This is a genomic window from Streptomyces sp. NPDC087422 (assembly GCF_044744145.1).
Classification (GTDB): Bacteria; Actinomycetota; Actinomycetes; order Streptomycetales; family Streptomycetaceae; genus Actinacidiphila.
Window position 1 is genome coordinate 453,830 of the sequence record NZ_JBIUXT010000004.1, and the last position, 13,272, is coordinate 467,101.

Annotated in this window: 11 protein-coding genes and 1 pseudogene; 2 read left to right on the plus strand and 10 right to left on the minus strand. The window is 70.9% G+C overall.

Annotation, left to right across the window (positions count from 1 at the left end; translation table 11 throughout):
* Window positions 1–3: 3 nt before the first annotated feature.
* From ACIO6U_RS15280 to ACIO6U_RS15305, 6 genes are all read right to left on the minus strand, one after another.
* On the minus strand, window positions 4–1,965 hold the full coding sequence (locus ACIO6U_RS15280) for a hypothetical protein (protein WP_401719146.1): 1,962 nt from the start codon (window positions 1,963–1,965) through the stop codon (window positions 4–6).
* A 324-nt stretch (window positions 1,966–2,289) separates the two neighbouring features.
* Window positions 2,290–3,669 (minus strand): PP2C family protein-serine/threonine phosphatase, encoded by a 1,380-nt coding sequence (locus ACIO6U_RS15285; protein ID WP_401719149.1) that lies wholly within the window; start codon window positions 3,667–3,669, stop codon window positions 2,290–2,292.
* 8 nt (window positions 3,670–3,677) lie between these two features.
* Complete coding sequence (locus ACIO6U_RS15290; protein WP_401719152.1) at window positions 3,678–5,018, minus strand: SpoIIE family protein phosphatase; 1,341 nt, start codon at window positions 5,016–5,018, stop codon at window positions 3,678–3,680.
* The gene (locus tag ACIO6U_RS15295; protein WP_355342689.1) at window positions 5,015–5,428 is read right to left on the minus strand and encodes an anti-sigma regulatory factor; all 414 of its coding nucleotides are present in this window, start codon (window positions 5,426–5,428) and stop codon (window positions 5,015–5,017) included. Before ACIO6U_RS15295 ends, ACIO6U_RS15290 begins: the two co-directional genes overlap by 4 nt.
* Window positions 5,425–5,829, minus strand: a complete 405-nt coding sequence (locus ACIO6U_RS15300) for an STAS domain-containing protein (RefSeq protein WP_355342692.1) — start codon at window positions 5,827–5,829, stop codon at window positions 5,425–5,427. Before ACIO6U_RS15300 ends, ACIO6U_RS15295 begins: the two co-directional genes overlap by 4 nt.
* Entirely contained in the window at window positions 5,826–6,680 is an 855-nt protein-coding gene (locus tag ACIO6U_RS15305; protein ID WP_355342695.1) for an STAS domain-containing protein, read from the minus strand. The genes ACIO6U_RS15300 and ACIO6U_RS15305 overlap by 4 nt, the downstream gene beginning before the upstream one ends.
* Window positions 6,681–7,268: 588 nt before the next feature.
* Here ACIO6U_RS15305 and ACIO6U_RS15310 point away from each other — a divergent pair.
* A complete protein-coding gene (locus ACIO6U_RS15310; RefSeq protein WP_401719157.1) occupies window positions 7,269–7,562 on the plus strand; it encodes a hypothetical protein in 294 nt (97 codons plus the stop codon).
* A 45-nt stretch (window positions 7,563–7,607) separates the two neighbouring features.
* Here the strand turns inward: ACIO6U_RS15310 and ACIO6U_RS15315 are convergent, their stop codons facing one another.
* The 3 genes and pseudogenes from ACIO6U_RS15315 to ACIO6U_RS15325 form a co-directional block, all read right to left on the minus strand.
* Window positions 7,608–8,591 (minus strand): phosphotransferase family protein, encoded by a 984-nt coding sequence (locus ACIO6U_RS15315; protein ID WP_401719160.1) that lies wholly within the window; start codon window positions 8,589–8,591, stop codon window positions 7,608–7,610.
* A gap of 163 nt (window positions 8,592–8,754) precedes the next feature.
* A pseudogene (locus ACIO6U_RS15320) lies at window positions 8,755–8,985 on the minus strand (hypothetical protein); the annotation flags it as partial.
* Between the two features lie 186 nt (window positions 8,986–9,171).
* On the minus strand, window positions 9,172–10,698 hold the full coding sequence (locus tag ACIO6U_RS15325; protein WP_401719163.1) for a multicopper oxidase family protein: 1,527 nt from the start codon (window positions 10,696–10,698) through the stop codon (window positions 9,172–9,174).
* Window positions 10,699–10,988: 290 nt separating this feature from the next.
* Here ACIO6U_RS15325 and ACIO6U_RS15330 point away from each other — a divergent pair, with 290 nt between their 5' ends.
* Entirely contained in the window at window positions 10,989–11,816 is an 828-nt protein-coding gene (locus ACIO6U_RS15330; protein ID WP_401719165.1) for a class I SAM-dependent methyltransferase, read from the plus strand.
* A gap of 183 nt (window positions 11,817–11,999) precedes the next feature.
* On the opposite strand, the gene ACIO6U_RS15335 is transcribed toward ACIO6U_RS15330, so the two are convergent.
* On the minus strand, window positions 12,000–12,611 hold the full coding sequence (locus ACIO6U_RS15335; protein ID WP_401719167.1) for a hypothetical protein: 612 nt from the start codon (window positions 12,609–12,611) through the stop codon (window positions 12,000–12,002).
* Window positions 12,612–13,272 lie beyond the last annotated feature (661 nt).

Consider the following 13,272-nt stretch of genomic DNA (forward strand, 5'->3'; position numbering starts at 1 on the left):
GGGTCAGCGCACGGTGACGGGCTTTGTGGTGGCCGCGCCACTGGTCCAGCCGTTGCGGTGGGCCGTGATCGTGACCGTGATCTTCCGGCCGCGGTCGGCCTTCACCAGGGCGTAGGCGGACTTGGTCGCACCCTTGATGGTCTTGCCGTTGCGCTTCCACTGGTACGTGTAGGAAGTGGCGGACGGCGACCAGGTGCCGCGGGCAGCCGTCAGCTTGTGACCGACCTTGACGGAGCCGGAGATCGACGGCGCGGTGGTGGTCTTCAGCGCGGGGCCGACCTCGACCTTCCGCGCGGGCGAGGTGGAAGCGACGGAGCCCGCGCCGTTGCTGACCGTGACCCGGCAGGACACCTGGTGGGCGTAGTCGGCAGAGGTGAGGACGCGGGTCTTGGCGGTGGCACCGGAGATGACCGCGCCGTCGCGCAACCAGGCCAAGGCGGCCTTGGCGTTGGTGCCGTTCCAGGCGGCGGAACAGGTGAGGGTGGAGCCGGTTCGGGCCGTTCCGCTCACCGCGGCGTTGGTGGTGATCTGTGGCTTGACCATCAACAGGGTCTGCGCCTCGGACCACACCTGGGAGGTGTAGCCGCCGCTGCCGACGTACTCGGCCTTGCGCCACAGCACCGTGGCCCGGCCGTCCGGTCCGGCAGCCACCTCGCCCGCGAGGGCGTCGGTGTTGGGGACGTCGACGACAGGTGTGCTGTTCAAAGCGGTGGCCTGGCTCCAGGTGCCGTCGGCGCGCACCGCCCACTCGAGGTAGTGGTCGTTGCCGTTGTCGATGCTCGGCACCTGCGGCCACACGACCTGCACGGTTCCGTCAGCGCCGATGGAGGCGTCCACCCGCCAGTTCACGTAGCCGGTGGACAGCGTCTTCGGCGCCGACCAGGTCCCGGTGCTCGCGGTACGGGTCACGGTCTGCACCACGGGGACACCGGCGGTGGGGCTCCAGCCCGTCCACACGTAGGTGACGTCCCCGTTGGGCGCGGCCAACGGTTCGCTTCCGTCGCTGTAGTTGATGGCGGAAACGGCGGTCTGAGCTGCGCTCCAGCTACCCGAAGGAGCGGTGCGGGTGGCGGATTTGAGGTCGTTGGCGCCGTTGCGCCACAGCACGGTGGAGGCGTTCTTGGCGTCCATCGCCACCTGTACGTCGCTTGACGTGGCGTCGGTGCCGGGCAGCACGGAGGCACCGCTCCAACTGGACCGGGCCGAGGTGCGGGTGGCGGTGGAGACCGTGTGCTCGCCGGTGAAACGGTTGAGTTCATCCCAGACCGCGGTGGCGGCGCCGCCGGGGGCCACCGCGAGGTCGATGCTCCAGAGGGATCCGGTCGTGGTGGAAGCCAGCGTCCGGGGTGCGGACCACGCCTGGTCGCCGGGGGCGAGGGCGGCGGTTCTCACATCGTAGTTACGGTACCCGTCGCCCTGGTCCCATACGGCGGTGAAGGTGCCGTCGGCCGCCGCGGCCAGGCGGGGCGTGGACATGTCCAGGCCGTCCCAGGCTGCGAGGGTGGCCGGGGCGGACCAGGCCGCCGTGGCCGGGTTCCAGCCCGCGGCCAGGGCGACCAGCGAACCGTCCGCGCCACTGCCGTCCAGCCAGGACACCACGGCCCGTCCGTCGGCGCTCACGGCAAGGACGGCCGCGGAATTCTCGGCACGCCCGGTCGCCAGGGTGTGCGGCGCACTCCACGTCGTGGTTCCGGCAGGCCGTACGGCGGTCCGGAAGTCCCAACCGGTGGCCCCGGCGGCCTTGTCCCGCCACAGCGCGAACGCGGCGCCGTCACCGGCCACCTGGACATCGATGAGAGACTGCTGGCCGTCCGCTCCGGTCAGGGCGACGGCCGCGCTCCACGGTCCCGCCGAAGCGGTGTACCCGGCGGCGGCCGAGGGAAGGGCGGTGCCCAACGAGACCGCGGCCACGGTGACGGCGAGCGCCACGGCGGCAGTCTTCGGTGTGCGTATCTTCAGTGCCATTACGGCTCCTGTCTCAGGCGAGCGCTCTTGCGCCCGGCATGCTCGCGCACATCGGAGCGAGGCGGCACAGGACCGGTGGAAGGCACATGGCGCGGATGCCCTCATGCGGACCACGACGCCCCCACTCCCGCGCCGTGGTCATGATGACAGGACGGAGCAACGGACCACGATGCCGGCTGCTGGCAACCCTGTACGGCCCGCCACGTCATCGCCGAAGTCGGCGGCAGGGGCCGTCGACACCGTCGATCGCCGGAGGTGCGGCGGGTCTCACCCGGCGGCACGGCCCGGCCCGGCCCCGGGCAGGACCACGGCCGACGGCGACACTCACCCCTCCGCTGGGGGCGGGGTGAGGCGGGTGGTGAAGACGATGATGTCGTCGTCGGGCTCGGCGCCGAAGGTGTCGAGGAGTTCCGAGCACAGGGCGTCGGGTTCTCGGGGGCCGGCCGCGGCGGTGGCGGCGAGGAGTTCGAGGCGTTTGTCCAGGATGCTGTCGCGGGTCTCGATGAGCCCGTCGGTGATCATGAGGAGTCGGCTGCCGGGTTCGACGGGGTGCGCGGTGGCGGGGGGATGGGGCAGGCCCAGGCCCAGCAGCGGGCCGTGTTCGGTCAGGTAGCGATAGGTGCCGTCGGGGTGGAGGAGCAGCGGCGGGAGATGGCCCGCGTTGGCGATACGCAGGCAGGCGTTGCCGGGCTCGACCAGCGCGATGCAGACGGTGGCGGTCCATCCGGGCCGATGAAGACCCAGGAGCCGGTCGAGCTGCTCCAGCAGTACGTGCGGGGGGTGGTCCTGGGCGGCGTAGGCGCGTAGAGCGTGGCGGAGTTCGCCCATGACCATGGCGGCTTGCAGGGAATGGCCGACCACGTCACCGACTGCCAGGAGGAGCCCTCGGGAGGTGTCGACGGCTTCGTAGAAGTCACCGCCGATCTCGGCCGTGGTGGCGGAGGGCAGGTAGCGCACGGCGAGTTCGGCGCCGGGGACCTGTGGGAGGGTGGCGGGCAGGAACGTACTCTGCAGAGCCAGGGCGAGCTCGTGTTCCTGGCTGTAGCGCTCGACGACGTCTTTGTGCTCGACGGAGAGTTCCGCGTACATGGCCATGACGCCGGCGTTGGTCTCGGTCAGTTCGTCGTTGAGCCGTTCGAGTTCGTCGCGCTGGGCGTGCGCTTCCTGGAGTGAGGCGATCAGGTCGCGGGTCTGGGCCTGGAGGTCGTCGATCGCGCTGGCCGGGCTCGCGGACGCCAGGAGCGAGCGGACCTGCTCAATCCGCAGGTCGCGGGCGGCGAGTTCGGGGATCGGGCAGGCGATCTCGACGCGGCCGGGGCCCGACGGGGGCCGCGCGGGAGCGGCGGGGGCGGTCTCGTAACGCGTCTGGGGCAGCAGCCGGGTGACGGCCGTCAGCGACTCGCGGCTGGGGGCGCGGTCGTCGCCCCACTGCAACACGGTGAGGAGAACGGGCGGTTCCTGCCGCATGCTGAAGACCGCGGTCATCGGCGCCGGGCGGAGCAGGTCCCGGCCCGGTTCGCTCACCGCGGGGCGGAGCAGGTCCCGGCCCAGTTCGCTCACCGCGGTGGCCAGACGTACCTGGTCGCGGCTGTCCAGGCCGACCGCCTCGGTGATGGTCTTGGCGTGGCGGCGCAGCGCGAACACGTCCCGCTCGGTCCTGATGGGGGTGACCAGCAGCGGGGTCGGGCTGAGGCGGTCGGACACGGGCGGGCTCACTGGGCCGCTTTGGCGATCACTGCGCTGGCGTCGTCACGGCGGGTCGCGGCCAGGCGCAGCAGTCCCGTGGCGATCACCGCGGGCGGATGGTGCAGCATCCCGGCCAGATCGGCGCCTTTCCAGCGTTCGCTGAGCCCGTCGGAGTGCATCACCAGCGCGCCCTGTGCGGGCATCCGGTATTCATGGGTGCGCAGTTGGTGCGTCTGGTGGCCGACGATGCCGGGGTGGGACAGCAACGTGGTGCGGGTGGTCCGGGTGAGCAGGACCGCGGTGATGTTTCCGACGCCGCAGAACAGCACCCGCCCGTCGGGCTCGAGACGGGCGACGGCCACGGCGGCGCCGCGGGTGCCGCGTAGCGCGCGGTGCACTTCTTCCATCACCTGCTCGGGCGTATGACCGGATCCGGTGCGGAACGCCTGGACGGCCGCCTGTGCGGCCAGCGCGGCCAGCGGGCCGTGGCCCAGTCCGTCGCAGGACATGACGAGCAGGCCCTCGCCGGGCCCTGGCACGGCGCCCCGCACGGGCGCGGGACGCGCGCCTCCGCGCACCGACGCGGGACGTCCGCCCCCGTGTACGGGCGCAGGACGGTCGCCTCCGTGTACCGACGCCGGACGGTCGCCTCCGTGTGCCGACGCCGGACGGCCGCCCGAACCCGGCCACGGACCGGCCCGGAGGCCGGCGTCCGCGGCGCTGACCGCGGTGGGACGGGGGCTGGTCAGGTCCGACCAACTGGGCGGTGCGCCGGCGGCCTGGTCAGGGGCTGTCGGCGCTTGGCCACGCGGCGCCGTTGTCCGCGCGTCCATACGCGCGGCCCACGCGTCGCCGCAGGACTGTTCGCCGCTGATCGGGCGGGTGATGCCTCCGACGGCGGGTTCCCCGGCCGTGGCGGGCGCCGCGGAGCGCGGCCAGAAGCGGGCCAACTGGACGGTGCCGACGCCCGGTTGGGAGTGGATGTCAAAGGTGTCGGCGAGACGCTGTACGGCGCCCAGGCCGATGCCCAGCGTGCCCGCGGTCGACATCCCGTCCCGCAGGGCGGCGGAGACGTCGGCCATGCCGGGACCGCTGTCGACAGCGATCACCTCCACACCTGCCACCACGTTCCCCGCGGACTCGGCGTGGCTGCGCAGCACCCGCAGCAGCAGGGAGCCGTCGACGGCGTGCTTGGTGATGTTGGCCGCCAGTTCCGAGACGGCCAGGACCAACTCGGCGGTGCGCTGATCGCCCAGGCCGATCCGGCGGCCGAGCGCCGCCGCCGCGCCACGCGCGGCGTCGAGCCGGTCGCGGAACCAGGCCACGTCCTCGCAGTCGGCCAGCCCGGGGGAACCGGGGGTCGTCATCGGACCCACTTGGTGATGGTGACGGTGGTGCCTTCGCCGGGCGTCGTCTCCAGTACGAAGTCGTCGACCAGCCGCTTGGAACCGGGCAGTCCCAGGCCCATTCCGCTGTCCGAGGTCCAGCCGTCGGTCATCGCCAGGTCGATGTCCGCGATGCCCGGTCCGTCGTCGGTGAAGACGAGCCGCACGCCGCGCCGTCCGTGCTGCTCCACCAACAGTGCGGTCATGGTGCCCCCGCCGCCGTGGATGAGGGTGTTGCGGGCCAGTTCACTGGCCGCGGTGATCAGCTTGGTCTGCTCCACCAGGGAGAACCGGCATTCCTGTGCCAGCGCGCGCACCAACTGGCGGGCCTGTACGACCTGGGTGGTGGCGGTGATCTCCAGTACCTCCGGGGTACGGGAGGCGCCGTTCATGCGTCAGCCGCGGCGTCCGGCACGGTGCTTTCGAAGCCGTGCCCGACGCGGTCGTGTTCGAGCATGCGCAGGCCCTTGTCCAAGGTGAGCGCGGTCCGTACGTTGCCGAGCGAGAGGCCGAGTTCGACCAGGGTGATCGCGACGGCGGGGCGCATGCCCACCACGACGGTCTGGGCGTCCAGCAGCCGGGCGAGGTTGGCGATGGTGGCCAGCATGCGGCCGACGAACGAGTCGACGATCTCCACGGCGGTGATGTCGATGATCGCCCCGTGCGCGCCGGTGTCCACCACCGCGGCGGCGAGGTCGTCCTGGAGTCGCATCACGGCCTGGTCGTCGAGGTCGGTCTGGATCGAGACCAGAAGTACCTGCCCGATCCGCAGGACGGGTACCTGCTCGCTCATCGGCCACCGGCCTGCGGCGCCGTACGGGAGACCGTGACTCCGGAACGGCGCAGCGCGTGCCGCAGGGCGTCCGCCAGCGTGGCCTTGGTGACGATGTCACCGAAGTCGATGCCCAGCGCCACGATGGTCTGGGCGATCTGCGGGCGGATGCCGGAGATCGTGCACTCGGCGCCCATGAGCCGGGCCGCCACGACGGTCTTCAGCAGATGCTGGGCGACCTCGGTGTCCACGGCGGGCACACCGGTGATGTCGATGATCGCCTGCTCCGACCCGGTGTCGATCAGTGCCTGGAGCATCTTCTCCATGACCACCATGGTGCGCGCCGAGTCCAGGGTTCCGACCAGCGGGACGCCGACCACGCCGTCCCACAGCTTCACGACCGGGGTGGACAGCTCCAGCAACTGCTCCGCCTGCGCCGCGATCAGCCCTTCGCGGGTACGGGTGTAGACCTCGATGGTGAACAGCCCGAGCGTGTCCAGCAGCGCGGCGAACTGCAGGTACGCCTGCGGGTCGCTGTCCTCGCCCTCCAGCGCCGGCGCCAGGACCTCCCTGAGCGCGAACACGCTCACGGCGGTCTCGGTGGGAGCGAAGCCCTGCATGGCCCGGTTCCGCGACAGTTCGGTCAGCAGCGCACGTACCTCGCCGAACGCCTCGTCGTGCCCGTCCACGCTCCCGCTGCCGAGCGCGGCCAGCAGCGCGGCGTAGATCTCCCGGAGCTCCCGCTCGACCTCGGAACGGCTCACTCGTCCGCCGAGCGAACCGGTCACCTTGTCGGCCCACTCGGCGGCCAGATCCTCACCCCGGACGGACAGCAGACCGATCAAGCGCTTAGCGATGTCTTTGCCAGCCACAGGGAATCCTCTCTCAACGGGATCAAGCGATCCTCGCGGAACTCTAAGCCATACGGGTGAGAGGCAGCCGGGTGATCCCCCGAGGCGCCGCCGCTCCGCTCCCCCGCGAAGCGACGCCCCTTCCGCCCTCCGTACCACCGACGATCACGAGAGACGCCAAGCCCACCAACCGGGTCAAACCCTTCTGGTCGACGGCGCCGAAGCCGAAACGCCCCGCCCCCCGAGCACGAGGCGGCGTCGCCGACCCTCCCGCGCCTCGGCCTCTCCTGCGCATTGCGCCTCCCCCCTGGCCGGGCGGCCTCGCTTCTCCGGCCGCGCACGGACATTCCCCGGATAACGCGGGTCATGTCATGAGGAAGGTCACGGCGAAGTTCTTCGCGGAGACGTATGCCGCCGACGGCGCGCGGGATCTGCTCAATGGCGCTACGACGACCCTGAATCAGACGGCATCCGACGATACGGTCCGCACCGTGACATACGCCGTCAACGGCTCCGGGGACCTGGCCTCGGTGAACGACACCCTCAACCGCACGACGTCCTTCGGCTACACCGCGCACAAGCCGACGTCGATCACCAGCCCAGCCGCCGGTGCGGCCCGGCGACTCGGTGGCCCGGCTGTCCTACCCCTCCGCGACGCAGACCCTGCTGGCCGCGCCCAACACCGACCAGGCCCAGCCGGTCGCCTCGGTGCCGCACACCACCTACGACCTCGCCGAGCGGTGCCTCGCAGTGCGCGCTCTACGGCAACACCGCCGCCGCCTGCACCGCAGGTCGGGGACCGGTATCTCCTGGGCCAACCTCGGTCAGGCAGTTGACGAGACGGTCAACGCCCACCGCTCCCGCGTGGCTGAGCCGCTTGCCGCAGCGGGAGACCGCCGCTGATCGCGTCCGCCCAGGACCGCTGGCGGCCGGGCCACCGGTCCGGATTCATGCGTACCGGTCGAAAAGGGCCTGGAGGTATCCCTCCAGCCGCCTGGTCAGCACGGTGGGGGTCAGATCAGCACGGCCCACCTCGCGCCAGGGAATGGCGACCTTCTCGGCGTTCGGAGCGAAGGCCAACGCGTCCAGCAGACGCCAGTAGAGATGCGCGGCGCGGTCCTCGGCCAGCGTTCCTCCCGCCTCGAGGTAGCGGTCGGCGAAGAGCATGCCTGCGGGAACCCCGTGCAGCAGGGCCAGGGCCGTCGAGCAGTGCGCCACGTCCAGGTCGGCCGGCCCCCACGAGGTCTCCACCCAGTCGACGACGCCGCTGATCCGCAGACCGTCGCCGTCACCAGTGAAGAGGACATTGCCGGGATGGAAGTCCCGGTGCAGGAAACAGGCCCGGTAGTCCGGGGGCTCGCGGCGGATCACGTCCACGGCCCGTTGCCACAGCTCAGGCCGCTCGGTGTCTTCGGGCGGGCTCACCCGCTCGGGAGAGGTCCACGCCTGATAGGTGCGCGGCCGGGCCTCCGCGGTCACCGGCAGCCGGTGGATGCGGAGCAATTGACGGGCAAGCAGTTCGGCACGCCGATCGGCCCCTTCATCGCCCAGGCCCACGGTCCCGGGCAGCAGGGACATCAGCAAGGAGGGATGGTCGCAGTAGCGCGCCGTTGCGTCCACCGCCACAAGCGTGGCTGCGGGCACGTCCGTGTCGCCGAGCAGGCGCAGGACGGCTGCCTCGCGGGTCAGCAGGCCCTCCGCGTGCCGGACGAAGAAGGGCTTCGCAAAGGACCGCAGGACTAGTGAGCGTCGACCGCCCGGCCCGCAGATGCCCAGGCGGCGCATCTCCGACGTCCAGCCGCCACGCAACCGTACGACGTCCTCGATGCGCTCGGCCGCTGACAGCCCCTTCTCCACCCAGGCACGCGTCGCACCCCAGCCCTGACCCTCAAGATCGGCACCGATGTGCCCGGCCCCCTCGCCCGAAACCATGAAGGCAGGCTACCGACCTCACCTACGGACGCATCCCATGGCCACCGCCCACGACGGTCCCGTTCGCCCGCTCGGCGTGCCGCCTCGAACCTGTACCCCTCAGACGTCGATTCGACCATGCCCAAGACGCTGGCCAGCGCCGCCGTCAACCGGCTTCCGCACCCTACGCACAGTCTCCCCCGACCGGTTCGGCGGCAGGCCGAGAGGAAGAAGCCGACCCGGAGGCTTTGCTGCGCTCGACGTTGGCGACCATCTTGCGCAGCACCTTGAGCGCGACTACGTGCCCTTCGTCGCTGATGCCCTCGTGGACCGCACCGCGCAGCTCGGTCACCAGCTCGCGCAACCTCGCCCTGGCAGCGTCCCCGGCATCCGCGAGCCGCAGGGCGCTGCCCGCTGCCCCGACCACCTGGTGGCGGGCATCGACGGGCGTCGTAGGCGGCGTCCAGCACGGTCAGGGCCTCCGGATCGCCCTCGGTCCGCTGGCCTGCGGCGAAGAGCGGCTCGACGGTCGGTCTCCAGGGCCGGGACGACCGAGTAGGGCCGGCCGGGCGTCGAGCAACAGACTTGGTCCCCGCCCTGGTCAGGAGACGTATTCGATGAGTTGCATCATGCCGCGGTCTTCGTGCTGGAGGTGATGGCAGTGCACCAGGGCCCGGCCGGGAAAGTCCTTGAAGCGGACGCGGAGGGTCACCGAGCCGGACTTGTTGATGGCGACGGTGTCCTGCCAGACGGGTGTGTCGAGTGCGCGGCCGTCGACGGCGGTGACCAGGAAGTGGTTGGTGTGCAGGTGGAAGGGGTGATTGGCGTGGCTGGCGGAGTCGTTGGTGAGCGTCCATTCCTCGGTGTCGCCGAGCCGCAGCGTGTGGTTGACGTAGGAGGGGTCGAATCGCCCGTAGGTCGGATCCGACGGGTCAGCCGCGTCGCGGGTGGCGGGGGTCGCGCCGTCACCGGTGATGCGGAAGGCGTGGGTGAACGCCTGTCCGGGGAAGGCGTCCATGTCGCTGTGGAAGGTCAGGGCCCGGCGCCGGGTCACCTCGGCCGGGTCGATGAACGGCGCGGGGCCGGGCAGCTCGGTGGGCAGGTCCATCCGTACGCCGGGTCCCGACTGCACGGTCATGGTGGCCAGCAGGGTGTCCCCGGCCATGATCCGGTAGTTGCCCGGGCGCTGTGCGCGGATCATGACGTCCGCGCGGTTGCCCATGGCCAGGGTGACGCGCTCGCGCTCCACGGGCCGGGTGAAGGCGATGCCGTCCATGGCGATCTGGTGCAGGGTGTGCCCCTCCACCTCGATCGGCAGGACGGTGAACGCGGAGGCGTTGACCAGGCGCCAGCGCTGTACCTCGCCCACGCGCAGTCGCACCTGCGGCCGGTAGTTCCCGTTCACGACGAAGGTCGAGGGAACCGAGCTGAGATCGTCCTCGGCGTGCAGGTCGGGTACCTGGCCCCGGGCGAGCTTCAGTTCGCCGACGCACATCACCAGGTCGCTCGCGGCGGCCACCTGCGGGACCTGGTCGATGGCCCCCTCGACGATCAGGGCGCCCATCAGCCCGCTGGACAACTGGACGGCGGCTGCTCCGTGTACGTGGGGGTGGTACCAGAACGTGCCGCCCTCGTGATCCGCGGGAATCTCGATCCGGCTGCGGTAGCTGCGCGTGTTCAGGCCGTTGCGCGGGTCGTAGGGGGTGAACTCGCGGAAGACGTTGTCCGCGTTCCCCGTCGGCGAGACGTGCAGGCCATGAGTGTGAACATTGATCGAGTTGAACTTGTGCGGGACGTTGTGGTCGGCGTGGGAGGTCTGGTCGGGGTTGGGCGGCAGGTCGTTGACGTGCTCCAGGTCGAGCACGTCGCCCAGGCGCAGCCGAAGTGTGGGCCCGTTCACATGCCCGTTGTAGAGCCGGAGGTTGACGTTGCCGACGCCGGGCAGCACGCCGCGGGTGAACGCGACCCGCAGAGAGGTCGACAGGACGCCGCCCTGGGAGCGGATGACCGGCGGCTGCGGGAACGGCGCGGGCGCGGCTGCGGCCCGGGGCGCGAGCAGCGCCCCCGTCGCCAGCGCCGGGGCCGACGCCAGCAGCGCACGCCGACTGACGCCACGTGATGAACCCATGAAACGCCTCCACACGATGCCGACCAATGTCGCGTCAAGCATCGCGAAATGCGCAAATGCCCACAAGCACGACACGCCTGACCCTTGATGCGCCGCGTCACTCCGGGAAGCGCTGGCCGTCGGCGCCGGCCCGCCGCACCTCGCCCCGGCCTTCCACCTGTCCCCCACCGCCGCGACCCGCTGCGGGGCCGTCGCGCAGGGCAGACAGAGAGGACCGACACGGCTGCTGTCGAGGAGCCGCCGTTAAACCAGTGGCGTCCCCGTGGACGAACCTCATAGCTTGTACGCCCATGACCGATACTCCGGAGATGCGCCCGAATCCGCGCGACCTCGGCCGGGTGTTCAACGACGTGCCGGAGCTCTACGACCGGGTCCGGCCGGGCTACCCCGACGAACTGTTCGCGGACCTTGTCGCCGTCACCGGCACGGACGACAGGTCGTCGGTGCTGGAAGTGGGCTGCGGCACCGGTCAGGCGACGCGCTCGCTGGCAGCACTCGGCTGCTCAGTGACCGCCGTCGAGCCGGGCGCGGAGATGGCCGCGCTCGCTCGCCAACGGATCGCGTCCTTCGGCAACGTCGACGTCGAGACGTCGACGTTCGAGGAGTGGGACGACCGCGGCCGACGCTTCGACGCTCTCGTGGCCGCGTCCTCGTGGCACTGGGTCGACCCGTCGATCGGCTGGCAACGGGCGCACGACGTGCTCCGTCCCGGAGGCTGGATGGCGGTGCTCGGCCACGTCGTCGTCCGCCGGCCGGGAGAGCAGGAGCTCTACGCCGAGACCGCCGACCTCCACGAGCAGCTCTGCCCCGGGGACCCCGACTGGCGTCATCCTCCCCTGGAGGACGACGTGCGCGCCACCGACCAGGGCTGGGGCCTGGTCGACGATCCCGGAGGACTGTTCGGCCCACCGATCGTGCGCTGGTACCCGACCGTGCAATGGTTCGACGGAGACGGCTTTGCCGATCACCTCCGCTCGTTGTCGCTGTACCGGAGGCTCGACCGCGACATCCGTGAGCCCCTGCTCGACGCGGTAGCCGAGCGCGTCCGCACGCGGATGGGCGACCGAGCAGCACGCCGCTATCTGAGCGTCCTCCGGGTCGGCCAGCGCGCCGAGTGAGCCACCCGCGCCGTGCGCGCGGATCGGCCGTGGACTCGGCCGTGGGCGTGGAGATTCCGCATCGCCACGACTGGGCACGCTCCACCGAATGGCGGCGGGCCCAGGCATTTCCCGCGAACAGCGGCTCGACAGCGCCCCGCCGCGCCTCCCCTCGCGCGGCAGGGCATGGGGCACCCGTTACCGCTACTTGTCGAGGTAGTCCCGGGCTGCATCCAGCGTCCCGGCGACGTAACCGCCGACCGGCAGGTCCAGCCCCTCGTACTGGCCCTCCTCGTCCAGGCTGCCGTCCGGCTGGTAGAGGCGCACGATCGGCGTGGGAAGCTCATTGGGATCCAGCGGCGGATCCCACCCGACGACCCGGCCGAGGTAGGACCGGTCGTCGTCACGGGCCGCGTAGTACAGCAGGTAGTGCGCCGGATCAACGTAGAAGGGTGCCGCAGAGTGCTGTCCCGGCCCGCCGGTCTGCGGCTGCGGCCACTCCCCGGTCGTGGATGCCGCCCGCCACGCCTGTTCGACGTCCTCGGCGGTCCGGCCGATCCACCACCGCTCGGTCACCTCACCCAGCGACACGTACTCGGGCTCGCCCTCCACCCCGCCGGTGCCGACGAAGCGCACGACCGGCTCGACGGCAGAGGTGTTGATGGGATGCAGGTACCGGTAGAAGGCCACGACGCGCCCCACCCGCAGGTGGCCGTCCCGGTCCTCGCCGTAGAAGAAGCGGCCGTGCCGGTAGTAGGTGTCGGTGATGTCCTCGTAGACCGGCCAGTGCTCGAAACGGGGATTCCGGTAGTGCATCGTGATCTCCCTGTGGTCGCCGCAAAGCACCACAGGGTACTGCCCGGAGACTCAACTCACCTTATTGCGCTGGTAGTTCACCGGCAGCCCCGGGCCGCGCGGGCTCACCGCCGGTTGAGACGATCTTGGTCCAGGGTGAAGTTGCGCTGACCTGGTCGGCGGGCCCTCGTGCACCGTCGGGACGACAGGATGTGAACCTGCGACTCCTTGATCACCAAATCGCGAAGTCCTCCATCGCTCACTACCGCGCACCGCGTGTGGACCATGGTTGCTACCTGGCAACCTGGGCCCGCACCTCACAAGGCGTCCCTTCTCCGGTCTGCCTCACCTGACGGCATCTGACAGTCGAACGTCGCCGCCGTGTTCCAACGCCCCGCACGCAATGCGTTGTTCAGGGCGGTCGCGAGACTCGGTCCAGCGCCAAGGGGCTGGACGTAGCAGGCACTGTCCGTGTCCGCCGTGCCCGCGTGGAACTCCATGCAGCCGGGCCGGTGTCCGTGCTGCTGGGCCGCCTCCGGCTCGAACTGCGAACGCCACACTTCGGTGCCGTCGGCCGCGACGCAGCGACCGCGTTGAGGGCCACCGTCTCCTCCACATCGACCGCGTCCAGGACGTGATCACGGGACTCGGCGTATCCGACTGGATACCAACCTTCATGCGG

What these genes read in the sequence shown, in the direction of transcription:
- ACIO6U_RS15280 (WP_401719146.1), bottom strand. Translation starts at nt 1,965, where the DNA reads ATGGCACTGAAGATACGCACACCGAAGACTGCCGCCGTGGCGCTCGCC.
- ACIO6U_RS15290 (WP_401719152.1), bottom strand. Translation starts at nt 5,018, where the DNA reads ATGACGACCCCCGGTTCCCCCGGGCTGGCCGACTGCGAGGACGTGGCC.
- ACIO6U_RS15295 (WP_355342689.1), bottom strand. Translation starts at nt 5,428, where the DNA reads ATGAACGGCGCCTCCCGTACCCCGGAGGTACTGGAGATCACCGCCACC.
- ACIO6U_RS15300 (WP_355342692.1), bottom strand. Translation starts at nt 5,829, where the DNA reads ATGAGCGAGCAGGTACCCGTCCTGCGGATCGGGCAGGTACTTCTGGTC.
- ACIO6U_RS15315 (WP_401719160.1), bottom strand. Translation starts at nt 8,591, where the DNA reads ATGGTTTCGGGCGAGGGGGCCGGGCACATCGGTGCCGATCTTGAGGGT.
- ACIO6U_RS15325 (WP_401719163.1), bottom strand. Translation starts at nt 10,698, where the DNA reads ATGGGTTCATCACGTGGCGTCAGTCGGCGTGCGCTGCTGGCGTCGGCC.
- ACIO6U_RS15330 (WP_401719165.1), top strand. Translation starts at nt 10,989, where the DNA reads ATGACCGATACTCCGGAGATGCGCCCGAATCCGCGCGACCTCGGCCGG.
- ACIO6U_RS15335 (WP_401719167.1), bottom strand. Translation starts at nt 12,611, where the DNA reads ATGCACTACCGGAATCCCCGTTTCGAGCACTGGCCGGTCTACGAGGAC.